Origin of the sequence: Rubeoparvulum massiliense (assembly GCF_001049895.1) — a bacterium.
In the GTDB taxonomy this organism is placed as follows: domain Bacteria; phylum Bacillota; class Bacilli; order Rubeoparvulales; family Rubeoparvulaceae; genus Rubeoparvulum; species Rubeoparvulum massiliense.
The window spans coordinates 195,477-218,899 of the sequence record NZ_CVPE01000003.1 but is presented as its reverse complement, the minus strand read 5'-3'; the positions used below and the strand labels follow the sequence as shown (position 1 = coordinate 218,899).

23 protein-coding genes and 1 other annotated feature (1 of these 24 only partly in view) are annotated in these 23,423 nt (G+C 44.8%); of the genes, 22 read left to right on the top strand and 1 reads right to left on the bottom strand.

Annotation, left to right across the window (positions count from 1 at the left end; translation table 11 throughout):
• Nucleotides 1-59: a binding site (T-box leader), on the top strand (it extends 157 nt beyond the left edge of the window).
• 37 nt (nt 60-96) lie between these two features.
• The 20 genes from alaS (at nt 97) to BN1691_RS01105 (ending at nt 20,161) form a co-directional block, all read left to right on the top strand.
• Nucleotides 97-2,736, top strand: a complete 2,640-nt coding sequence (alaS, locus tag BN1691_RS01195) for an alanine--tRNA ligase (protein WP_048600416.1) — start codon at nt 97-99, stop codon at nt 2,734-2,736.
• A gap of 59 nt (nt 2,737-2,795) precedes the next feature.
• A complete protein-coding gene (locus tag BN1691_RS01190; RefSeq protein WP_048600667.1) occupies nt 2,796-3,065 on the top strand; it encodes an IreB family regulatory phosphoprotein in 270 nt (89 codons plus the stop codon).
• A gap of 56 nt (nt 3,066-3,121) precedes the next feature.
• Complete coding sequence (gene ruvX, locus BN1691_RS01185; RefSeq protein WP_048600415.1) at nt 3,122-3,529, top strand: Holliday junction resolvase RuvX; 408 nt, start codon at nt 3,122-3,124, stop codon at nt 3,527-3,529.
• Nucleotides 3,530-3,538: 9 nt separating this feature from the next.
• Nucleotides 3,539-3,859 (top strand): DUF1292 domain-containing protein, encoded by a 321-nt coding sequence (locus BN1691_RS01180; protein WP_048600414.1) that lies wholly within the window; start codon nt 3,539-3,541, stop codon nt 3,857-3,859.
• 114 nt (nt 3,860-3,973) lie between these two features.
• Nucleotides 3,974-5,146: an endolytic transglycosylase MltG gene (mltG, locus tag BN1691_RS01175; RefSeq protein ID WP_147545539.1), complete on the top strand. Its 1,173-nt coding sequence runs from the start codon at nt 3,974-3,976 to the stop codon at nt 5,144-5,146.
• A 405-nt stretch (nt 5,147-5,551) separates the two neighbouring features.
• The gene (locus BN1691_RS01170) at nt 5,552-6,058 is read left to right on the top strand and encodes a DoxX family protein (protein ID WP_048600413.1); all 507 of its coding nucleotides are present in this window, start codon (nt 5,552-5,554) and stop codon (nt 6,056-6,058) included.
• Between the two features lie 270 nt (nt 6,059-6,328).
• The gene (locus tag BN1691_RS01165) at nt 6,329-6,838 is read left to right on the top strand and encodes a DoxX family protein (protein WP_048600412.1); all 510 of its coding nucleotides are present in this window, start codon (nt 6,329-6,331) and stop codon (nt 6,836-6,838) included.
• 273 nt (nt 6,839-7,111) lie between these two features.
• Nucleotides 7,112-8,269: an amidohydrolase gene (locus BN1691_RS01160; RefSeq protein ID WP_390621619.1), complete on the top strand. Its 1,158-nt coding sequence runs from the start codon at nt 7,112-7,114 to the stop codon at nt 8,267-8,269.
• Nucleotides 8,270-8,726: 457 nt separating this feature from the next.
• A complete protein-coding gene (locus tag BN1691_RS14330) occupies nt 8,727-8,867 on the top strand; it encodes a hypothetical protein (RefSeq protein ID WP_156179043.1) in 141 nt (46 codons plus the stop codon).
• A gap of 120 nt (nt 8,868-8,987) precedes the next feature.
• On the top strand, nt 8,988-10,127 hold the full coding sequence (locus tag BN1691_RS01155; RefSeq protein ID WP_048600411.1) for a sensor histidine kinase: 1,140 nt from the start codon (nt 8,988-8,990) through the stop codon (nt 10,125-10,127).
• Nucleotides 10,127-10,774 carry a response regulator transcription factor gene (locus BN1691_RS01150; protein ID WP_048600410.1) on the top strand — a complete coding sequence of 216 codons (648 nt, stop codon included), beginning with the start codon at nt 10,127-10,129 and terminating at the stop codon, nt 10,772-10,774. The genes BN1691_RS01155 and BN1691_RS01150 overlap by 1 nt, the downstream gene beginning before the upstream one ends.
• A gap of 130 nt (nt 10,775-10,904) precedes the next feature.
• Entirely contained in the window at nt 10,905-11,969 is a 1,065-nt protein-coding gene (locus BN1691_RS01145) for a hypothetical protein (RefSeq protein WP_048600409.1), read from the top strand.
• A gap of 25 nt (nt 11,970-11,994) precedes the next feature.
• A complete protein-coding gene (locus BN1691_RS01140) occupies nt 11,995-12,933 on the top strand; it encodes an ABC transporter ATP-binding protein (RefSeq protein WP_048600408.1) in 939 nt (312 codons plus the stop codon).
• Nucleotides 12,934-12,945: 12 nt separating this feature from the next.
• The gene (locus tag BN1691_RS01135) at nt 12,946-14,277 is read left to right on the top strand and encodes an ABC transporter permease (protein WP_048600407.1); all 1,332 of its coding nucleotides are present in this window, start codon (nt 12,946-12,948) and stop codon (nt 14,275-14,277) included.
• 3 nt (nt 14,278-14,280) lie between these two features.
• The gene (locus BN1691_RS01130) at nt 14,281-15,456 is read left to right on the top strand and encodes an ABC transporter permease (protein ID WP_048600406.1); all 1,176 of its coding nucleotides are present in this window, start codon (nt 14,281-14,283) and stop codon (nt 15,454-15,456) included.
• A 283-nt stretch (nt 15,457-15,739) separates the two neighbouring features.
• On the top strand, nt 15,740-16,396 hold the full coding sequence (locus tag BN1691_RS01125) for an O-methyltransferase (protein WP_048600405.1): 657 nt from the start codon (nt 15,740-15,742) through the stop codon (nt 16,394-16,396).
• Nucleotides 16,393-17,328 carry a peptidase U32 family protein gene (locus BN1691_RS01120; protein WP_048600404.1) on the top strand — a complete coding sequence of 312 codons (936 nt, stop codon included), beginning with the start codon at nt 16,393-16,395 and terminating at the stop codon, nt 17,326-17,328. Before BN1691_RS01125 ends, BN1691_RS01120 begins: the two co-directional genes overlap by 4 nt.
• Nucleotides 17,329-17,391: 63 nt before the next feature.
• Nucleotides 17,392-18,636, top strand: a complete 1,245-nt coding sequence (locus BN1691_RS01115; protein ID WP_048600403.1) for a peptidase U32 family protein — start codon at nt 17,392-17,394, stop codon at nt 18,634-18,636.
• A gap of 2 nt (nt 18,637-18,638) precedes the next feature.
• Nucleotides 18,639-19,319: a uridine kinase gene (udk, locus tag BN1691_RS01110; protein ID WP_048600402.1), complete on the top strand. Its 681-nt coding sequence runs from the start codon at nt 18,639-18,641 to the stop codon at nt 19,317-19,319.
• A 44-nt stretch (nt 19,320-19,363) separates the two neighbouring features.
• Nucleotides 19,364-20,161, top strand: a complete 798-nt coding sequence (locus BN1691_RS01105) for a Maf family protein (protein WP_048600401.1) — start codon at nt 19,364-19,366, stop codon at nt 20,159-20,161.
• An 84-nt stretch (nt 20,162-20,245) separates the two neighbouring features.
• Here BN1691_RS01105 and mntR read toward each other — a convergent pair whose 3' ends face one another.
• On the bottom strand, nt 20,246-20,689 hold the full coding sequence (gene mntR / locus BN1691_RS01100; RefSeq protein ID WP_390621624.1) for a transcriptional regulator MntR: 444 nt from the start codon (nt 20,687-20,689) through the stop codon (nt 20,246-20,248).
• A gap of 210 nt (nt 20,690-20,899) precedes the next feature.
• On the opposite strand from mntR, the gene BN1691_RS01095 reads away from it, so the two are divergent.
• Nucleotides 20,900-22,273, top strand: coding sequence for an MDR family MFS transporter (locus BN1691_RS01095; protein ID WP_048600399.1), 1,374 nt, complete (start codon nt 20,900-20,902; stop codon nt 22,271-22,273).
• Nucleotides 22,274-22,490: 217 nt separating this feature from the next.
• On the top strand, nt 22,491-23,357 hold the full coding sequence (locus tag BN1691_RS01090; protein ID WP_048600398.1) for a DegV family protein: 867 nt from the start codon (nt 22,491-22,493) through the stop codon (nt 23,355-23,357).
• The last annotated feature ends 66 nt before the right edge of the window (nt 23,358-23,423 follow it).

Sequence of the window (23,423 nt, the reverse complement as noted above, 5' to 3'; positions counted from 1 at the left end):
TTTTTGCATGATAAGGCTGTAACCAGGGTGGTACCGCGTGAATTCCTCTCGTCCCTGATGGACGGGAGTTTTTTATTTTTTTGAGGAGGAATGAAGATGAAGAGGATGACTTCAGCAGAAATTCGTAGTATGTTTTTACGCTTTTTTGAGGGGAAGGGTCATAAGATTGAACCGAGTGCCTCTTTAATCCCCCATGATGATGATACCCTGCTCTGGATCAATGCAGGTGTTGCTCCATTGAAGAAGTATTTTGATGGACGGGTGAAACCAGAGGTACCCCGTATCTGTAATTCTCAGAAATCCATCCGTACCAATGATATTGAGAATGTAGGTGTAACAGCGCGTCACCATACATTCTTTGAGATGTTAGGGAACTTCTCCATCGGTGATTATTTCAAGGATGAAGTGATTCCTTGGGCATGGGAGCTATTAACTAGCCCAGAATGGTTTGGTATTGACCCTGAGAAGCTTTATGTTACCATTCACCCAGAAGATAACGATGCTTTTCGTCTATGGCATGAGGAATGTGGCCTCCCTGAGAATCATATTGTTCGATTAGAGGATAATTTCTGGGATATTGGTGAAGGCCCTTGCGGTCCTAATTCGGAGATCTTCTTTGATCGTGGTGAATCCTACGGAAATGACCAGGATGATCCTGAACTATATCCAGGTGGGGAGAATGAGCGCTATCTGGAGATCTGGAATTTGGTGTTCTCCCAATATAATCACAATCCTGATGGAAGCTACACGCCACTACCTAAGAAGAATATTGATACGGGGATGGGCTTGGAACGGATGACCTCCATCTTCCAAGATGGACGTACCAATTTTGATACAGATCTGTTTTTACCGATTATTCAAGCTACGGCTGATGTGGCTGGTGTACCCTACGGTAAAAATGCTGATCATGATGTGGCCTTTAAGGTCATCGCTGACCATATTCGGATGATCACCTTCGCGATTGCGGATGGTGCATTGCCCTCCAATGAAGGACGAGGCTATGTCATTCGTCGTCTTCTCCGCCGTGCAGTTCGTTATGGTAAGGTCTTGGGCATTGATCAACCCTTCCTCTATCGCCTCCCTAAGGTCGTGGCAGAGATTATGGGTACCTTCTATGAGGATGTAGTGACGAAGCAGACCTTTGTTGAGCAAGTGATTCAGAATGAGGAAGAGCGCTTCCATGAAACCTTAAATGATGGGATGCAAATCCTCAGCAACATGGTTGAGCAAGCGAAAGTGGAAGGTCGTAAGCAATTGAGTGGGGTAGAAGCCTTCAAGCTTTATGATACCTATGGATTCCCTCTTGATTTAACAGAGGATTTTGTCCGTGAACAAGGTCTTTCTGTAGACCAAGCCGGGTTCGAACGGGAGATGGAGGCACAGCGGGAACGAGCACGTCAAGCCCGCCAAGAGGATAGTGGGATGCAGGTACAAGGCGGTATTCTTGGTGACATTACCGATGAAAGCCGATTCGTTGGCTATGAGCAGGGAGAGGTTACCAGTAAGGTGCTCTATCTCTTGCAGCAAGGGGAGCTACGAGACAGTTTGAAGACAGGCGAAGAGGGTGATCTCATCCTCGATATGACCCCCTTCTATGCAGAGAGCGGTGGACAGGTAGCAGACCATGGCTGGCTTCGAAGTGAAGGGGTGGAAGCTGAGGTACTCTCCGTGAAGAAAGCACCACGTGGTCAGCATCTCCATCATGTTCGTGTTCTCCAAGGGGAGCTTACGAAGGGAAGCAGCTACAATGCACAGGTCGATGTGAAGATGCGTCATGATATTGTAAAAAACCATACCGCAACGCACTTACTCCACCGTGCCTTGAAGGATATACTAGGCGAACATGTGAATCAAGCAGGTTCACTTGTGTCCGCTGATCGTCTCCGTTTCGACTTCTCCCACTTCCATGCCATCAGTGATGAGGAGCTAGCTCGGATTGAAGCAATCGTGAATGAAAAAATAGGGGAGCAGCTTCCTGTCAACATCATGCAAAAGGGCATTAACGAAGCCAAATCCATGGGTGCCATGGCCCTTTTTGGCGAAAAATATGGCGATATTGTCCGTGTTGTTCAAGTTGGTGAATACAGCTTGGAACTTTGTGGAGGCTGCCACGTAGGAAATACTACAGAGATTGGACTCTTCAAAATTATCAGTGAAGCAGGGATTGGTGCAGGTACACGTCGAATTGAAGCAGTAACGGGGCGCGCTGCCTTCCAATACATGAATGATAAGCTTGCTACATTGGGAGCAGCTGCTCAATTATTGAAGGCAAAGTTCCTCGATGAGGTTCCGCAACGGATCGAAGCATTACAGAGCAACCTAAAGCAATTAGAGAATGAAAATGAGTCGTACAAGGCAAAATTGAGTCATATGGAAGCAGGAAATATCCTCGATCAAGTGAAATCCTATGAAGGGATCAACTATTTAGCAGCCCAAGTGGATGGAATGGATATGGAAGGGCTTCGCAAAATGGTGGATGATCTGAAGCAAAAAGTGGAGAGTGCCATCATTCTTCTAGCCTCTGTTGAAGAAGGTAAAGTGAATCTTGTTGCTGGTGTTACGAAGGATCTCCTCACTCGAGGTATCCATGCAGGTCAATTGATTAAGGAAGTGGCTACTCGTTGCGGTGGTGGTGGCGGTGGTCGTCCCGGTATGGCTCAAGCAGGCGGTAAAGAACCAGAAAAGTTGAGCCAAGCCTTGCAATTTGTTGAAGAGTATGTCAAAACTAAAGCATAGGGTCAATGATTTTATACTCCTCACATAGTCCAATGGGAAGGAATGGGGTGTTGACTGAGATGAGTTCAATCGATAAGACGATGATGTTTCGTGTCAAAGGTGAGTTGGAGCAAAAAGAACCGAGAGATGTATTGCTTCAGGTGTATGAGGCTCTCGATGAGAAAGGATATAATCCCATTAACCAGATAGTTGGTTATTTACTTTCTGGTGATCCAGCCTATATTCCTCGTCACAATAATGCCCGTACACTCATCAGTCAATTAGAGCGTGATGAGATTATTGAGGAGCTAGTGAAGTCGTATTTGGAGCACCATGTAAAACGTCCGTAGGTATCATTCGCTTGCTCGTTAAAATGTATATTGCTAGTGTGAAAAGGAGAAACTACATGAGGACCATGGGCTTAGATGTGGGTTCAAAAACCATTGGTGTTGCCATAAGCGATGAGATGGGCTGGACTGCTCAAGGGATTACAACCATCCATCGGCGCTCGCAGGAAGAAGATTTGGGAGCGATTCGGCAGCTGGTAGATGAGTATCAGGTTTCTCACATCGTCGTTGGGTTTCCCAAAAACATGAATAATACAATTGGCCCAAGTGGTGAACTATGTTTACAATTTGCCGAACTTTTGCAGAAGGAATTGGAAATTGGCATCACCATGTGGGATGAACGTTTGACAACGATGGCGGCAGAGCGTACATTAATAGAAGCTGATATCAGTCGCAAAAAGCGAAAAGTTGTGATTGACAAATTGGCTGCCACACTAATATTACAGAGTTATCTAGACTCTAAATGAGGTGACATGATGACAGATCATAATCACGAACACGATCACAACCACGACCATGACCACGATCAGGAAGAACGGGATATCATTATTATCCCAGACGAAGATGGCAATGAAGAACAGTTTGAAGTGTTTTATGAATTTACCGTAGAAAGCACAGGCAACCACTATGTGATGTTGATTCCCGTAGATGGCGATCCTGAATCGGATGAAATTTATCCATTCCGTATTGAAGAAGATGGCGAAGATGATCTCCAACTTTACGTTATTGAAGATGATGAAGAATGGAAGATTGTTGAAGAAACTTTCAATACACTCATGGCTGAATTCGAAGATTAATCATTCCTGTACGTGTCAAATTGCATAGATGAGAAGAAGGAAATGATTGGCGCGATTGCTTGTCCAACATTTCCTTTTTTTCGTGTATAATAAGCAGGAGAAGGAGGGAATTGTGTGGAGAAAGATCGTGATCAAGAGCTGAAAAAGCCAGGAGAATTTCGACAGGAGGAATCTCTGCGCCATCAAGAGGATCACCTCGTAGCGGATGAGGAAGACGAGGAGCTTGAACCTACTTCAAAACTAAAGGTTGCCTTGATAACTATCCTAACTGTTTTTATCCTATTCGCCGTCGTCATTGGCGGTGGTGCTCTTTATGTATATACAAATTTACAGCCTGTTAATTCAGTCAGTGTAGAACCCGTTCGTGTGGAGATACCTAGTGGTGCTACACCCAAAAAGATCGCTACGATACTAGAGGAGAATGGGTTGATTCGCAGTGGATTCATTTATTCATACTATCTGAAATGGAAGGGTGACGGGGTCTCCTCTCGCCTACAAGCGGGGACCTATGATTTTGTCCCTGGTACATCTTTAGAGGAATTGACCAATAAAATGGTACAAGGGGTAGTGGTACAGGTTGATACGAAACGTATCACCATTCCTGAAGGTTGGAATGTGAATCAGATTGCCGATTATTTAAGCGGTGAGGGCTTAGTCAATCGTGATACGTTTATTCAAGAAATTAATATGGGGAATTTTTCTTATGACTTCCTATCTGAGATCACTCAGGAGGAAGGGGCTAACTACCGTTTAGAAGGATTTTTGTTCCCGGATACGTATGATGTTCCAAAGGGTGCAAGCGAGCACGAAATCATTGATATGATGTTGCGTAACTTTGATAAGAAGGTGACCGCTGAGATTCGCACAGGTTTTGAACAGCAAAGACTCTCCTTCTATGATGCTATCACCTTAGCATCCATTGTAGAGCGTGAAGTGATCCTCGATGAAGAGCGACCCATCGTGGCAGGGGTCTTCTACAATCGAATGGAAGATCATATTCGTTTAGAATCATGTGCAACTGTTCAATATGTGTTGGGCAAGCAGAAGGATGTCATCACCTTTGACGACCTTGAAGTAGAGAGTCCTTACAACACATACAAGCATGATGGGTTACCACCGGGTCCCATCGGTAATCCGGGACTAGCTTCCATTCAGTCGGTGGCTGCCCCACAGGATAATGATTATTATTTCTTTGTTACGAAGAAGGATGGAAGTAAGAGCCATCATTTCTCACGTACCTATGAAGAGCATTTAAAAAATGATGCAAAAAGCAGAGGCAGCTGGTAAGCACTGCGTCTATATTCGAGGATTTTAATTCGGTGATATTCTTAGCTCAAGGCTATCTTCAGTGGTCATTTTCACGAGGCCACTTGGAGATAGTCTTTTTTTATACACTTCATCTTGATTCATAGGGTAAAAGTACCAATAATTAGATTAAATGCGGATATAATTCTCATTTTAGTATATAATTCAGGCGTATTTTATATTTGTGAAGTAAACTTCATACTTTCAACACAATCATATGACAATTAAGTGAAGGTTGATCAATGCAACTTCATACCTCACGGGGTTATGGTATCCTATGTATGAAAACATTTTACATAAATGTTTTCTACCCTGCAGGTAATTGCTAAAAAGCTTAAATTATGGCTAGCCATGATGCGAATCTGTGAAGAGAGAAGGTAATCGCTCATGATGAACTGGTTGCGTACAAACAAGATTAGTGCCGGTATTCTTCTGGTCTTACGTGTATGGTTAGGCTGGCATTGGATGACAGCAGGTTGGGGTAAGCTAACCAATGGTTTTGATGCCAGTGGTTTTATGAAAGGAGCCATTGCAAAAGCAGGTGGAGATCATCCTGCTGTGCAGAGTTGGTGGGCTAGTTTTCTGGACGGATTTGCATTACCCAATGTAGGATTCTTTAACTTTCTTATGCCATGGGGCGAATTCTTAGTTGGTCTTGGTCTCATTCTTGGTACATTAACAACAGCAGCAGCATTCTTTGGATTAGTGATGAACTTCGCCTTCTTCTTTAGTGGCACAGTAAGCTCCAATCCTCAGATGATCATTGTTGGATTTATCATTTTGATGGCAGGCTTTAATGCAGGCCGCTATGGTGGAGACTATTGGGTGATTCCATATTTACGACAATGGTGGAACAGGCGAGTCAAGAAGGATGCAACAGTAAAAACAGCATAACTGACTTCTACTTGAGAAAGCGATCATCGAAATGGATGATCGCTTTTTTGCGTTTTTCAATATCAAATATGAAATTTTACAATAACCTCACAAAATGCTCATAAAAAAATGTCTATTTTATGAACTAAAGTGAAATCTAGAGAAGACAATAGGGGTAATATGCTACGATAAAAATGGAAGCTGATAAACAAACTTCTAAATATGCATGAATATGCTGAAGCAACAAGATGTGACTAATCCCATCAATACATGGTGAAGGAGGTAATAAATATGTTTAATCGATGGCTTCGAACCAATAAAATCAGTGCAGGTATCTTACTAGTACTCCGTGTTTGGTTAGGCTGGAAGTGGATGACAGCAGGCTGGGGTAAACTTACCGATGGTTTTGATGTAAGTGGTTATTTGAAAGGTACCCTTGCTAAGGCAACTGGCGAAAAACCTGTTGTTCAGGAGTGGTGGGGTAGCTTTATTGAAGGGTTTGCTCTGCCCAATGCAGGATTCTTTAACCTCGCAATTCCTTGGGGTGAATTTTTAGTCGGATTAGGACTTATTCTAGGTACTCTTACTACTGCAGCGGCATTTTTTGGCTTAATGATGAACTTCGCATTCTTCTTTAGTGGTACGATTAGCAATAATCCTGAGATGATCATTTGTGGTTTTATTATCTTGGCTGCGGGCGCTAATGCAGGTTACTTTGGAGGTGACCGCTGGGTACTCCCATTCATCAAGGAAAAGCTATTCAATCGTAAGGGTCAACATCGAGAAACACCAACTGCATAGCGGTATAAGATTAGTAATTATATCTATAGCGTAACAAGCCATTAAGGAAAAAGTGCAGGTCACCCAATCATCTGGTTGAGTGACCTGTTTTTTGATTATCTGTAAGAGCGAGTCGATGTGCAAATTTTTTCTATAAAATACCCTTTACAATCATGTATCATTATATTAACTGATAACGTACATTAATGTAAAATAATAGCTGTGCAGTCATGACTTTTTGTATGAGTATGATGAATAGTGTAAGATAAAAAAAAGAGAAGAGGATGATGTGGTGTGAAAGCGATCTGTAATGCAGCGGTTGTAAAGACCATCACTCATGGTGACCTTGAAGAGGCAACTGTATTGATCGATCAAGGCAAGATTTTGATGGTTGGGCATAACCTTGAGATTCCCGAGGGAACAGAAATCATTGATGCCAAGGGCGGGATTGTGACACCTGGCATCATTGATGTACATACTCATGTCGGTTTGTTTACAGAAGGCGCAGGCGAATCTGGCGTGGATGGGAATGAGATGACGGAGGCCTCAACGCCCCATGTACGGGCCATTGATGGGATTAATCCAGACGATCTAGCCTTTGAGGATGCGAGGAAGGGGGGCGTCACCACTGTACAGATTATGCCTGGTAGTGCCAATGTAATCGGGGGCGAGATGGCTGTCTTAAAGACTGTAGGAACCACGGTGGAGGAGATGATGGTAAAGGCTCCATCTGCCTTGAAGGTTGCTTTTGGGGAGAATCCTAAGCGCGTCTATGGGAAGAAAGGGAAAATGCCCATGACTCGTATGGGGGTTGCTGCCGTTCTTCGGGAGCAATTGTACAAGGCTCGGACCTACATTGAAAAGAAGAAACGTGCCCAAGAAAACGGAGATTACTTTGAATATGATCTTCGTATGGAAGTCTTAACACAAGTGGTGGAAGGTAAAATACCGATGCGCGCCCATGCCCATCGTGCTGATGATATGATGACGGCGATTCGCATCGCTGAAGAGTTTAGCCTTCATTTAACCTTAGAGCATGGTACAGAAGGTCATAAAATTGCTAAGATCCTTGGAGAAAAGGGTGTGCCAGTAGCGGTGGGACCAACGATGAGCTCCCGCAGCAAGGTGGAATTGGCCAATCGCAGTTGGCAAACGCTCACTGCCCTAGCGGATGCTGGCGTTCCTATTTCTATTACCACCGACCATCCGGTGGTTGGAATTGAATATTTACCTGTGACAGCAGCCATTGCTGTTCGTGAAGGCTTATCGGAAAAAGTCGCTTGGGAAGCGATCACCATCAATGCTGCACGTCATATTGGAATCGCTGATCGTGTTGGTTCCATTGAAGTGGGTAAGGATGCTGATTTTGTTATTTGGGATGGGGATCCCTTCGATTTTCGTACTCATGTTGTAGAGACCATGATTAATGGGGAAATCGTCTATTCCCGTTGAGGAGCTAAAAATTATTTTTGATAAGGGGTTTACAAAGTAGCAAATATTGGTTATAGTAAGAAATGGCAATAAAGTTCAATATACTTTGTGAAAAGGAGGTTGTGTGTCATGTTATTATTTCAGCAAAACATTCATACAATGACAACTACATTCGTTATACCGAGCGCAACCTGTCTGATCGCTGGTGTTGACGTGCCTCTTATTCGCTAATTTGAGGCTGGACCCAGCCTCTCCTTGCCACAGGTTGTCTCAACCTGTGGCTTTTTAATTGGTATAAGCGTTTCATCGAAACGTTTATATATAAAAAGTCGCAGATCACTGCGGCTTTTTTTCTTTGCAAAAAAAGAGAAAAGGAGGCAGAACAATGGCAATGCTTGGCTTTGTCAACAAAATGATCATATTTCTTCAGGAGATCGAAGACTCGTGAAGAAGATGGAATGCTAGGAGGTGTATCAGCATGATACTTCATATCTTCTCTCTTGTTATTGAAATTCGCGTTCAGAAAAAAGGACAAAAGATAAAACACTATTATCCGCAAGAACGTATTGAACACAGAAGCAATTTAAGCATGGAAGAGATTATGACTCGTTTTTTATAGGGGGTCAGTCCCCCACTGCTTTAAAACGTTAAAATGATAGAGGTCAGTCTCTAAGGGGCTGTCCTCTTTTTGCTTGTATTAGTATAATTAGGGGGACTGACACCAAGAGGTGATGAGAGCATGCCAATCTCGAAAATTATTCTGCGGGCTAGTATCCTCATTCTACTATTTATTACAGCCATCTCATTTGAGCAGGCTGTTTCATCACGTCTTTTGAGTATGATCGGGATCTTTCTACTTTGGCAGATCTGGATCCTCCTACGGACGCACGGGCGCCATCGACCATGGCACTTTTGGATCGATGGAATCTTCCTACTCCTACTAGAGGGGCAATCGCAGTATGCAGTCAACTATTGGCTTCACTCGATGTTTGCTATGATCTTTCTGGAGGCAGGACTCTCCCTTTGGCGAAACCGTGATGTATGGTGCTTAATTCCCCTTGTGATGATGGCGATGTGGAAGTTTGCTTATCAACTCTATTATTTATGGAATGCACGGAGTATTTCTGAGTTTTTGTTCAATCTTGCTACCTTTCTTTTTATCATGGCTTTAATCTATGGGCGTGTGACACAAAGAGAATATGCTCTGCAGCAAGAACGACAGATATTGCTTGAAGAGCGACAACGAATTTCCCAGGAAATTCATGACTCCGTTGGCCATCAGCTAACAGCATTAATTATGCAGTTGGAAATTTTACATATACAGTGGAAGGATGCTCAGCTTCCTCCCGCCTTCTTTCAACAACTGGAGGAGGCGAAGGCTTCAGCCCGCCGTTGCCTCCAAGAAACACGAAATGCGGTGTATACGATGCGAGATGATGGCTTAGGTCTGAAGCAAATTCAAGAATTTATCCAACAGATGCGTATACAACAACGACTAACGATTGAATATCAGCTCGATCCCGAACTACAACATCTGATCATTCCACCGGAGCTTGGCTTTGCTCTCTATCGAATGGTACAGGAAGCATTGACCAATGCCATGAAGCATGCACCTGGTATGCCCATCACGATCACAATCAAAAGAAAGGATAATCTGATTCAGTGTGAGATTCAGAATCCATTAAAGGCCTTTCAATCAGAGGAGGCGCCATTTCAAGCAGGATTTGGTCTCCAAACCATGCGACAACGTCTTGAGAGCTTAGGAGGCCAGCTTCAGGTTATTCAACAAAATGATGAGTTTCTCCTCATTGGACAAGTGCCTTATCAGTTAAAATTAGAGGAAGAGATGATAGGTCACCATAGAAAGGAGGAAGCATGATGATTCGTGTCCTTATTGCGGATGATCAGACCATTGTCCGCCAGGGCTTACGGATGATGCTAGAACAGTTTGATATCATTCAAGTGGTAGGAGAAGCAACCAATGGAGAAGAGGCACTGAAGTGTTGTGAATTATGGCAGCCTCATCTCATTTTGATGGATATTCGCATGCCTGGCATGGATGGGGTAGAGGCGACAAAAAGGATTAAGCAAGTTTACCCGCAAACCAACATCTTAATTCTAACTACATTTACAGATGATCAATATATCTTTGAAGCTCTACAACATGGAGCATCAGGCTATCCCTTAAAGGATGTAACGCCTGATAAATTAGTGGAGGCGATTCAGATCGCGCAAGAAGGTGGGGCAATTATTCATCCTCAGGTGGCCTCAAAAATGATTCACCAGATGAAGGATTGGCAGTCTCCTATTCAACAAGAGAAGGATGAAAGAGTAGCAATGCTTACAGAACGGGAATTGGAGATTTTGCAGTATCTTGGTCAAGGTCTGAGTAATCAGGAGATTGCTGAGAAGGTTTATATTACTCAAGGAACTGTGAAGAATCATATTAGTAGTCTCCTCCAGAAGCTAGAATGCCGCGATCGGACGCAACTAGCTCTTTTTGCAGTAAAGAATCATCTATTATAGGTATTAAGACCTGCATAAAGAATGACTAGAGTCATCTTCTGGTCATTCTTTTTCTATCTCGTGTGGGATGATTAGCATAATGTGGCAGGGTAGAATGAAGCTAGGAGCAAAAAAGGAGAGGAGGAGAGTAATGAACGATCAAACTACCATAAAGCGAAATTGGAGGATTCTAATCGTTCTCTTTTTGGGACTTACCATCATTCTTACAGGCTGTGGAGCTTCTAGTGCTGAGGTTTTCCAAGATGCTTGGAAGCAGACATATGAAGTGGACCATGGCCGTGTTAAGCTAGATATACAGATGGAGTATCAGTGGACCGATGAATTTCAACAGCAATTGAATCTGAAGCGGCAGGAGCAACCGCTATTACTACAGTTCGAAGGCTTCAATCTGCAGTATGCTTATGATTGGCAAGTGAATCGACTTGCAGGTAAGCTGCAGGTTAATCTTGGTGATTTAGGACTGGATGCAAGCATCTATATGAATGAGCAGGAGTATTATCTTATCTCCCCGCTTTTTCCTAAGATCATTACATTTTCCAACGATGACTTGAAAAACCTCACTTCGAATCAGCTTAGTCAAGGCATAGAGCGAAAGATCACAGAAGGAAATGGAATTTTTCTTCCCGAAACCCCCAAAGCTTTAGAGCAAGAATGGGAAAAACTATGGCACCGTGAAGATGTTTCCCGCCTCGGCACGGAGATTCTTCCTCACCCTGCAGGGGATCTAAAGGTGCGGAAGTTTGAAGTGAAGCTTGATGACAGTATTCTTCAGCAATATTTCCGCAATACCATCAATATTTTAGCAGCGGATACAGAGTACAATGCAGTCTTGAATACAGCAATGAATAGCAAGGACTGGATGATCGAGGGGAAGCCACTTACCGCAGCAACCATCTGGGAGAAGTATGAGGAATTACTCCAGATGATTCACTTTGATAAAGTGGAGTATTGGGCCTATATCAATAAGGATGGCTATCTGATGGAAGAAGAATTTGTTGTCACTATTAAACCGACGGAGGCAGGAGAGGCAGAGCTACCCTTTACTGCAGTGCAAATGCGAGGAACTATTCAACGTTGGGATTTCCATCGTCCCATCATCATTGAACTTCCACCGCTTACACCTGAGAATCACATCGAATGGGGTCAGACCCCCACTACATTAAAGCATTTAAGCGTTAAAGCAATGGGGGACTGACCCCCAAAAAGGAGTGAATCAAGCGATGCTACGTCTAGAAGTGGAGCAGGTAGTAAAAAGATTTAAACAGGTTGAAGCGGTAAGCGGAGTGAATTTAACCCTGAAAGAAGGGGAGATTCTAGGCCTCCTAGGACCTAATGGGGCAGGAAAATCCACCTTGATCTCCATGATCAGCTCCCTCATTCGTCCTGATGAAGGGGAGATCCACTTTATGGGGAACTCTATTTTTTCCAACCCGCAGCCTCTTCGTAAGGTGTTGGGTGTGGTTCCTCAGGATATCGCCTTATATCCCGATCTTAGTGGCTATGAGAATCTTCAATTCTTTGGCAAAGCTTATGGGCTACAGGGAAAAGTGTTGAAGGAACGGGTTGAAGAAGTCTTAACCATGATCGGCTTACAAGATAAAGCAAAGCAGCGGATTGATCAATACTCAGGTGGGATGAAACGACGCGTCAATATTGGAGCAGCGCTACTCCATCATCCAAAAATTCTTATCATGGATGAACCAACAGTAGGCATCGATCCTCAATCGCGCAATCATATTTTAGAAACGGTCAAGCAACTGAATAAGGAAGGACTTACGATTCTCTACACCAGTCATTATATGGAGGAAGTAGAGTTCCTTTGTGAGCGTCTTTATATCATGGACCATGGTAAGGTGATTGCAGAAGGAATGAAAGAGGACCTAAAGGCACGCTATACCGCTCAGAATATATTGGAGATGGAAGTGGAAGGAAGCCATCCTGCGCTTCTTCCTGCATTGCAGCAAGGAAACTTCGTCCATGTCCAGATGGAGGGGAATCGTTATCGCATCACTTGTCCAGATGGTGATCATGCAACATGTATGACGGAATGTGTACAGATCGCTGGCGTAGTCGATGTAAACATTACCTCCTTACAGGTAAAGAAGCCAACATTAGAGGATGTTTTCCTCCAATTAACCGGTCGAGGGCTGAGAAATTAGGAGGGGAATTACATGCTTGGAGCGATGATAAAAAAAGATCTATTGCGGATTCTTCGGGATCGAAAAGCCTTGTTAATCACCCTATTAATGCCCATTATCTTGATCAGCATTCTTGGTTTCTCCATCGGCAAGGTGATGGGAGAGCAGGATATCGGCATCGCAAAGCTGGCCATCATCAACCAGGATGATGGAGCGGGTAATATGGAGCGACTTCTCCAGGTTATTGAGCAAGTACCCGTGGAGGAAGAAGGGTTACGAACTCTAAAGGATCAGGTGAAGGAATTGCCAACGCAGATGGATCCTACCAGTATTCTGGTGAATGAGCTTCTGCAAAACGAAGAGCTTACCACATTTATCCAAGTGGAGGAAGGCTTATCACTAGAGGAAGCGAAGGAGCATTTATCTCAAGGGGATCTGACCGCCATCTTAGTGATTCCCCATGATTTTACGTATCATGTCTGGTCTAATCTGCTCTTCCCCGTGCAGAATCAAGTGCGACTCACGTTATACACCGACCCTGATCAATCCTTAAAGGGGGGAATCATTGAGGAGATCCTTACAGGGTATACTCAAGCCTTGAGCAATCTAGTCTGGACCAAACAGATCACCATGGAGATGGGGATTCGACATGGACTCGGAGAGCAATTACAGCAATTACTTCCTAAGGTCATGGAGAATGTAAGTTCTCAGGTGGGTGGCGAAATCCAGCTTCTTGAACAGAGTGTGGCGAAAGTGAAGAAAATTTCTGGCTTCGACTACTATGCAGCAGGGATGGCAATGATGTTCATCCTCTACAGCGTTGGGTATGGCGTTCAATACACCATGGAAGAGTCTCGGTTGCATACCTATGAACGCTTGCGTATTGCAGGCAGATCGCGAGGGCTGTTACTGACATCGCGTTTTTTCGCAAGCTTGATCTTTATCTACATGCAATTAATTATTATCGGTCTTTTCAGTAGTCTTGTCTTAGGGGTCAATTGGGGTAGCTGGTTCCTTTATCTCGTGATCTCGCTCTTTGCTGCATTTGCTGTTTCTGCCCTTGCTCTACTCTTTTCAGCACTGGCCCTAGGCAGACAGAATCGTGGACTCATTGATCTCTTTGATACCATCATCATCCCTCTCGTCTCCATTGTCGGTGGTAGTTTTATACCGGTGCAGTCATTACCAACGTTTTTAGTCAAGCTCTCTCCCTATACCCTCAATGGTGCAGGGTTACAAGCATACTTAAAAGGAATGCAGGGCCAGCAGCTTACAGCGCTTCAAGGAGAATTACTAGTTTTTCTAGTAACAGGTGGACTATTCATTTTGATGACCATGTTCGTCTTATGGAGAAGGGAGGAATAAGGGATGAGAAGTATTCTTTGGATTCGCTTTAAACGCTTACGTCAAAAGTGGGGACTCTATTCGGCCATGCTGATCATGCCCCTTCTCTTCACCTTCTTCTTTGGTGGTATGTCAGGCCTCCCTTTACTCGTGGTCACCAATCTAGATGAGGGAGAGCAAGGAAGTGAATTTGTAGCGAGCTTACAGGAGCTGAAGCAGTATGAGGCGAAGGTAACCCCATTGGAGGAGTTGAATCGCCGTGTACAGCAAGGTGAAACTGCCGTAGGAGTATTGATACCAGCTGATTTTTCCCAATCTCTTGCAGCAGGAAAAGGGAAGTTGCATCTGGTAAAAATGAATGATACCTCATCTACTGCTGCTGTAGAGGGTGTTATTCGTAGCTCCTTACAAGATTGGATGTGGCAAAAGCAGATGGCTACCACCGTCGTTACTGTTCTCCAATCAGAACTTAACCTGCCGACACCACATGCTTCGTTAGAAGTTGAGATCCATTCGCTGTTACAGGATCGTCTGCAGAATTCCCCTCCCATCGCTGTAGAGAGTAAGATTCTTGATGAAAAGCAGGCTTTTCGTTATGATCCAGTCATCCAAGGGATCACGGGATTTACCCTCTTTTTCTCCATGTTCGTGATTATTTTTACTATCGGTGAATTGGTGGAGGATAAGCAATTTGGGATTTGGAAACGTCTGCAGATCAGCCCGGTTGGTCGGTGGCAAGTCTACCTTGCACAGTTAATTCACACCTTCTATGTAGGATCGGTCTATATTGTTCTGCTCATCCTTCTAGGGAATTGGCTCTTCCAGATCGATTGGGGAAATCAGCCATTACCGTTGTTTAGCTTGGTTATTGCTTTTGTCTTCTCCATCTCAGCCTTAGGTGTATTCCTTTCGAGTATGGTGCATAACATGCAGCAACTCAGTAGTATTACACCCATTGTGGCCGTTAGCTTTGCCATGTTAGGTGGAGCATATTGGCCCTTAGAGATCGTCACATCGAAAGCTCTGCTCACCATTGCAAAACTTGATCCTGTTTACCATGCAATGAGCGGGATGAAGGGGATCATCCTCTATGACTGGACGTGGAGTCAGGTGTTGCCTAAGGTAGGCTCACTGCTCGGCATTGGCGTGATCCTAATGGTAGTCGGGTTTTTCATGATGGAACGACGGCGGGTCAATTAAAATGAGAATAACGACTAGGGTTTAGGTGGTTTCTAGTATTCCGTCTATTCCCTAGTCTTCTTTTTCTTTGGATCAAATCATCGTAGAAACGATGAAGAGAGCTTTTTCAATTCCACTATCCTTTAATTATTGATGGGCTCCAGACCATGCCATTCATTACTTTATTAGCACAGGTAATGGACAAACTACAAGAGGGGGTCTGACCCCAATATGGTCAATCGGTGTACACTATGGTATGATAATGCACGGTAGATTTTCAAGATACGTACAGGAAGTGAACAGCATGATCGTGAATGAAGAGATAATGAAATATATTGGTGTGCATCTTCCAGAACGTTCGGAACTGATGCAGCGGATGGAACAGGAAGCGCTGGCAGAGCATATCCCCATCATTCAGCCTAGCAGTGCTCAGCTTCTCTACATGCTCGTTCGGATGCAAAAGCCCCGTACCATCTTTGAAATCGGCACAGCCATCGGTTATTCTACACTATGGCTGACAAAAGCAGCACCAGAGGCCACCATCTATTCCATCGATATCAATGGAGAGTGGCAGGCCCGAGCCCATCAAGCATTGACAGAAGCCGGTGTACGTGAGCACGTTACATTATTCAATGAGGATGCCACACTGGACCCATTCAGCCAATGGCAGACACCACCATCCTTTGACTTTATCTTTATGGATGCAGCCAAGGGGCAGTATATCCGTTTTATGGAGCTGTATCTCCCTTACCTCGTAACCGATGGTGTGATCCTTACCGATAATGTGTTACATCATGGTCTGGTGACTGAGACCCATTTCTATAACCGCCGTAAGCGTCAACTGGTGGAGCGAATACAGAAGTTTAATGATTATCTAGCCAACCATCCCATCCTGGAGAGCAGTTGGATTCCTATTGGTGATGGGATGGTCTTAAGCATGCGGAGGAGGTCGACAAAATGAGTCGTACACCCACCCAATTGGTGGTTACAGCGAAGGATGTGGAGGAAGCAGAGCGTCTTGTGAAGGCTGGGGCGGATGCCTTAGTGATTGGCGATGAGCAGTATGCCTTACGTCCTGCCGGCTATTTTAGTCGTGAGATGATCATGGAGACAGTTCCAATTGCCCATGGGCAGGGAGCCAAGGTCTATGTCCTGGTCAATGCATTACTTCATAATGAAGATATCGTAGGATTAGAGGGTTATATTGAATTCCTAAAAAAAGCGGGAGTGGATGGCGTTGTCTATGGCGATCCTGCAGTCTTGGTGACGGTGAAACGCCTTGCTCCTCAGATGGAGCTGCACTGGAATACGGAGATGACAGTGACGAATTCTACCACAGCAAATTTCTGGGGACGAAAAGGTGCCACTCGCGCTATCTTAGCTCGGGAACTGAACCTCGATGAGGTGCTTGAATTTAAACGAAATTCACAGATTGAGGTACAGGTTCAGGTTCATGGCATGTCCTGTATTTTCCACTCGAAACGGGAGTTGCTAACCAGTTATTATAGCCATCAGGGGAAGAATCTTGAGAAAGAGGATCACTCCATGGTGCGCAATCTGTTCCTAAAGGAAGAGACTCGCGATGATACGCGCTATCCACTCTATGAGGATACCAAGGGAACACATATGATGAGCCCTGCTGATATCTGCATGATTGAGTGGATTGATCTCGTTTTAGAAGGCGGAATCGATGCCGTTAAGATCGAAGGATTGATGAAATCCACCGAGTATAATGAAAAGGTCGTGGCAATTTACCGAAAGGCCATTGATTCATATTATGCCAACCCAGAGGAATTTACCGTCGATCTTACATGGAAGGTAGAGATCGAAGCGATTCAACCACCGCTTCGGCCCTTGGATACTGGCTTTTTCTTTAAGGAGCAGATTTTTTAGGAGAAGTATAAACGGATTAATCGATGAAATTGATAAGCTGGACGAAATGAATGAGGAAGGGTGATGGAAGTGGGAAAGCCTGAGATACTGGCACCGGGAGGCAACCTGGAGAAGCTCAAGTTTGCCATCCGCTATGGCGCAGATGCGGTCTATATTGGCGGACAGCAATACAGCTTACGTGCCAATGCTGATAACTTTTCCTTTGCGGAGATGGAGGAAGGGGTTCAATTCGCCCATGAGCATGGTGCAAAGGTGTATGTTGCCACCAATATTATTGCCCATGATGAGGATCTGGATGGACTGGAGGAATATCTACAGACCTTGGAACGGATCGGGATCGATGCCATCATTGTGGCTGATCCAGCCATCATTGAGACTGCACAGCGAGTTGCTCCTGGTCTTGAGATTCATCTCAGTACACAGGTCTCCACAACCAATTGGCAGGCGGTTCAATTTTGGCATGATGAAGTGGGGATTCCCCGTGTGGTTACAGGGCGTGAAGTCTCCATTGCCGAGCTTCGGGAAATGAAGGAGAAAACTGGCGTAGAGATTGAGGCTTTCATCCATGGTGCTATGTGCATGTCCTATTCAGGCCGCTGTACCATGTCCAATCATATGACAGCACGTGATTCCAATCGTGGTGGCTGTTCCCAATCCTGTCGCTGGCAATATGATCTATTTGAGGCTGTACCCAATTCTACAACAGGACAACCTCTAGAAATTCCGCTTTTTACAGAGCAGGATGACCCCTACACCATGAGTTCCAAGGATCTCTGTTTAATTCATCGCATCCCTCAATTGATCGAGGCAGGAGTGGATAGCTTTAAAATTGAAGGCAGGATGAAGTCCTTACACTATGTAGCCACAGTGGCACGGGTCTATCGTCAAGCGGTGGATGCCTACTTTGAGGATCCAGAGCATTTTGTAGTGAAACCAGAGTGGTTTGCTGAATTGAATAAGGCTGCCACACGTGCAACCGCCGAGGCCTTTGCCCTCCATCTTCCTGGTTCAGAGGAGATCATCTATGGTGAGGAACCAAACCAGTTGAAACGGTACGATTTTACCGGTGTGGTTCTGGCCTATGATCCGGTACAGAAGCTTGCTACCATTCAACAACGGAATCATTTTAAGGTGAGTCAAGAGGTGGAGTTCTTTGGTCCCGATCGGGAAAACTTTTCCCAGGTGATTGAACAGATCTGGGATGAAGAAGGGCATGAATTGGATGCGGCTCGTCACCCCTTGCAAATCGTGAAAGTCCCCGTCGCTCAACCAGTACAAGCCTACGATCTGATGCGGAAGGAGCTATAAGCATGTGGAAACCAGTCATCATTGGAGTTGCTGGCGGTACAGGCTCAGGAAAAACAACGGTAGCAAGACAAATCTATTCACGTTTTCAGGAGTCCGTCGTCATTATTGAGCAAGATGCTTATTATAAGGACCAAAGCCATCTCACCTTCGAAGAACGAAAAAAGACCAACTACGATCATCCCCTTGCGTTTGATAATGATCTATTAATTGAACAGCTTAAGCAGTTAATGGAAGGGGAGACCGTAGAGAAGCCTGTCTATGATTATACCCTGCATACCCGTTCAAAAGAGACGGTGAAGGTAGAACCGAAGGAGGTTATTATCCTCGAAGGGATTCTCATCCTAGAGGATGAAGGCCTACGCAACCTCATGGATATGAAGATCTATGTGGATACAGCAGCCGATGTTCGGATCCTTCGCCGAATGATTCGTGATATACATGAGCGCGGGCGTACCATTGAAGGAGTTGTGGAGCAGTATCTCTCTGTGGTAAGACCCATGCATATGCAATTTGTGGAGCCAACGAAGCGTTATGCCGATCTGATTATTCCTGAAGGCGGTCAGAACCATGTGGCTATCGACTTATTAGCCACCAAGGTGCGCTCGATTATTCGCCAACGGGAACAAGCGAAAGAGAGTACTTCTGAGGATTCGTCTTCAATCCAAACAACAGTTGCCCATTAAATTTTCCAGAGCTTAAGCCCTATGCATGAGGAGGCGTGCCTAAGATGAAACATGTGAATGAGGAATATGTGGTGCTCGCATCACAATCTCCTCGTCGGCAAGAGCTATTGCGATCCATTGGTGTCCGCTTTCATACTTGCCCAGCCAACATCGATGAGCATCTTGTGGATCTTCATACTCCCCACCAATTGGTGGAGGAATTGGCGAAACAGAAGGCTGGCCATGTAGCTAAGGCGATCCAAGCTGGCTCCATTCAACTACCTGAGAAGGACCGATGGAATAACGAATCGCTAGCGGTAGGCGATGAGATTCAGTACGGACAAAATTATCTTGTCATTGGTTCTGATACCATTGTAGTCTGTGATGAGATGATCCTCGGCAAGCCACAGGATGAGGATGAGGCGGTCTCTATGCTACAGCACTTAGCTGGGCGGGAGCATCAGGTCTTTACTGGTCTCGCCTTAATCCGCTTCCCAGAAGCGGGGTTCGGCCCATATGGAGCTAGCGGTGAACCGCTGGAGAAGGCAGGGGCTTATGGCCCCACCATTCATCTTGGCCACACGGGTCAGTATCGTGTAGTAGCGAAGTCGTCCGATGGTCAACAAGAAATCATTGTTGGCCATACTGCTAGTAAGGTGACCTTTCGGCCCATGTCGGATGAAGAAATTCGTGCATACGTAAAAACAGGCATTCCATTAGACAAGGCTGGTTCATACGGAATCCAGGATTTAGGGGCAGTATTCATCGAAAAAATTGAGGGGGACTACTATAGTATCATGGGACTTCCTCTTAACCTGCTTTATCAGATGTTCATTCAACTGGGAATCAGTCTCTTTAAATAGTGTTAAAGAAGCATATAGCCACATGCTTCGAAATCGTAGACTCGTTATCTCTAAAAAACTGGTACCATCCAGTGATGGTACCAGTTAGGGTGTGTTCTTCTTCCCTGTTTCTCGCGTTTGTAATTGGTCAGCTCGTTGATTTCGAAACTGTTCATAGGCCTGAAGAATCTGGGGATTCTCTTCAAAGAAGTGAACAAGGCTGGAGATACAGAAGGCGGTTTGTTTACTGATATGATGCTCAATGCCTTCCACTTCCTCGTAGATATTCTCAGGATTCACGCCGATCAAGTGGAAAAAGCGATCCAGTAGCTCATGCTTTTCAACCATATGCTGGGCTAACCTTTTCCCTTCTTGACTAAGGATGATCCCCCGATATTTTTCGTAGATCACATAGCCCAACTTGTCCAGCTTTTGCACCATTTTGGTGGCAGAAGAGGGAAGGACATCTAGCATCGAGGCAATATCCACGATACGTGCATACCCCTTCTCTTCGATGAGGATATAGATTTTCTCCAAATAATCTTCCATACTAGGTGTTGTAGGCAATCTTTTTTCCACCTTTCAACTTCATATAGCATGTATATGCATTATGGTTTAATTCTTATTATATCGGGTATCTGAATTGAATACTATAGCCATTTTTCTCTATTTCAAAAATATTGTTCAAGAAGCAAAAATGTTTCCTTGAATGCAAATTATACCTTTGGAAAGATTTACGGATGTGAGAGGAGTACGTCGATGCGCAAGGGGATTATTATAGCAAGCTTAACGCTGGGGATGTTACTCGCAGCCATGGATACGACGATCTTGAGTACCTCCTTACCAGAAATTAGCCATTTGCTTGGAGATTTTCAATTATATAGCCTGGTCTTCGCAGCCTATATGCTGACGAGCACCGTGACCGTACCACTCTATGGGAAGCTTGCGGATATGTATGGACGGAAGCGTGTCTACCTAGTGGCAATTTTTCTTTTTGTCCTTGGCTCTGCCCTCTGTGGCTTCGCTGGATCGATGCAACAATTGGCCCTATTTCGTGCGATCCAAGGCTTAGGTGCTGGGGGTGTCATTCCCTTAACAGTGACGATTGCGGGTGATCTCTTCCCCATTGAACAGCGCGGGACCATTCAAGGCTTATTCAGCTCGATGTGGGGAATTGCAGGGATCTCTGGTCCTCTCCTTGGAGGCTGGATGATCGAGTATTTCCACTGGAGTTGGATCTTCTGGATCAATATCCCCATTGGCTTCCTGGCCTTTATTGGGATTACCTTCTTCAAGGAGGAGGTGGAGGTGGACAAGCAGCCCATCGATCTTGGCGGTGCGATGATCCTGATGAGTGCGATTGCGACATTTATCGTGGCAGCCAATTCAACAACGCTTACAGATCGCGTAATGCTGGGTGGTATCAGCTTGGCCCTCTTTCTGTTATTCTATGGCTTTGAGAAGCGTCGTGAAAGTCAATTGATCCGTCTTGATCTCTTAAAGCAGCCGATGATGCTCTGGATCAATCTATCTACGGTCATGGTTACCATGGGGGTCTTTGTGCTTCCTACTTTTATCCCGCTCTATGGCCAGTATGTGCTAGGATATTCACCAATAAAAAGCGGTCTGCTCATTCTTGGTCAGGTGATTGGCTGGAACCTGATGGCGGTTCCATCAGGACGATTAATCATGAAGGTAGGCTATAAAAAATCGATTAATAGCGGCATTGCTGTCATGTTAAGTGGTGCCTTGATCTTGATTCTTTTCTTCCCTTACCTTAACTATCCCTTGCTCTTCTTCAGCATGTTTGTCTTAGGGCTAGGATTCGGAATCGCCATGACTAGCTTTATTATCGGTGTGCAGGAAGCCGTTACCTGGCGAGAGCGGGGGATCTCCACATCGGTACAGATGTTTGCCCGGAATATGGGTGCCACTATTGGAGTGGCAGTGGTAGGAGGCATTCTAAATTTCTCCACAGGAGCCTCAGATGTGAGTGCCCTTGTAGGTAACCCGCAATTATCTCATGGATTTTTCTATGTTTTCATCACCTGCTTCTTAATCACCCTGGGTGGATTTTTCTTCTCCTTACGTATTCCTGCCTATCAGGAGGGGAGAGCAGGAGAGCAAGTGTGAAGGCTGCTGGGATCGTGTAAAAAAAGGAATTAACCACTTCAATATCGAAATAGTAGGCAATCTAGTATTCTGTAGTATTCAGGATCATTGTGGAGCATGTAGGATGGAAGTGGTAATATAATGTTTAAGCGATTTATGCTTAGTTGGGAGATAAAAAGGATGCCCCACTTCCACTTCGTGTGGAAATAGGGTGTACATAGATAGGGAGTGACGATAAATGAATGTCAAAATTATCACCGATAGTGCATCAGATTTACCAAAGGATATGATTGATGAACTAGGGATCGATGTAGTTCCCTTGCTTGTCTATCTTGGTGAGGAAGAATATCTAGATAGCATTACCTTAGATTCCATAACACTCTTTCGGAATATGCGAGAAGGTAAAGTCTACAAGACCTCCCAAGCATCCTATCAAAGTCTACGCGACGTCTTCGTTCGTTGCGCTGAAGCGAAGCAGCCCGCCTTTTATGTGGCCTTCTCTTCAGAGCTATCTGGTACCTATAGCGCAGCAGTGATGGTGAAACATGAAGTCTTGGAGGAGTATCCTGATCTACAGCTTGAGATCCTCGATACACGTTGTGCATCTGGTGGCCATGGACTTGTGGTTCGTGAAGCGGCACTGATGGCACAGGCTGGTCAATCCCTAGCTGAGATTGTGGAAGCGACAAAGTATAATGCTATGCATATGGAGCATATTTTCACTGTGGATGATTTGGAATATCTCTATCGCGGTGGCCGGGTGAGTAAAACAGCTGCATTTATTGGGGGACTCCTCAATATTAAGCCTTTACTCAATGTGGAGGATGGGAAGCTTATTCCCATCGAAAAGATTCGGGGACGGAAGAAGGTTCTCACCCGTATGGTGGAAGTGATGGCAGAGCGTGGTGCCAAAGATCTTTCCAACCAAGTGATCGGCATCTTCCATGGTGATGACCTTGAAGCAGCTGAACAATTAAAAGCACTTATTGAAGAACGTTTCGGATGTAAGCATTTCATTATCACCCCCATTGGCTGTGCAGTAGGAGCCCACTCTGGCCCAAGAACCTTGGCATTATTCTTCCTGAATGCACCGCATATAAATTAACAAACATCGAACCATTGAATCTAATATCTGCTCAACATCGGATAAGACGCCTCCTCGGATACGCCT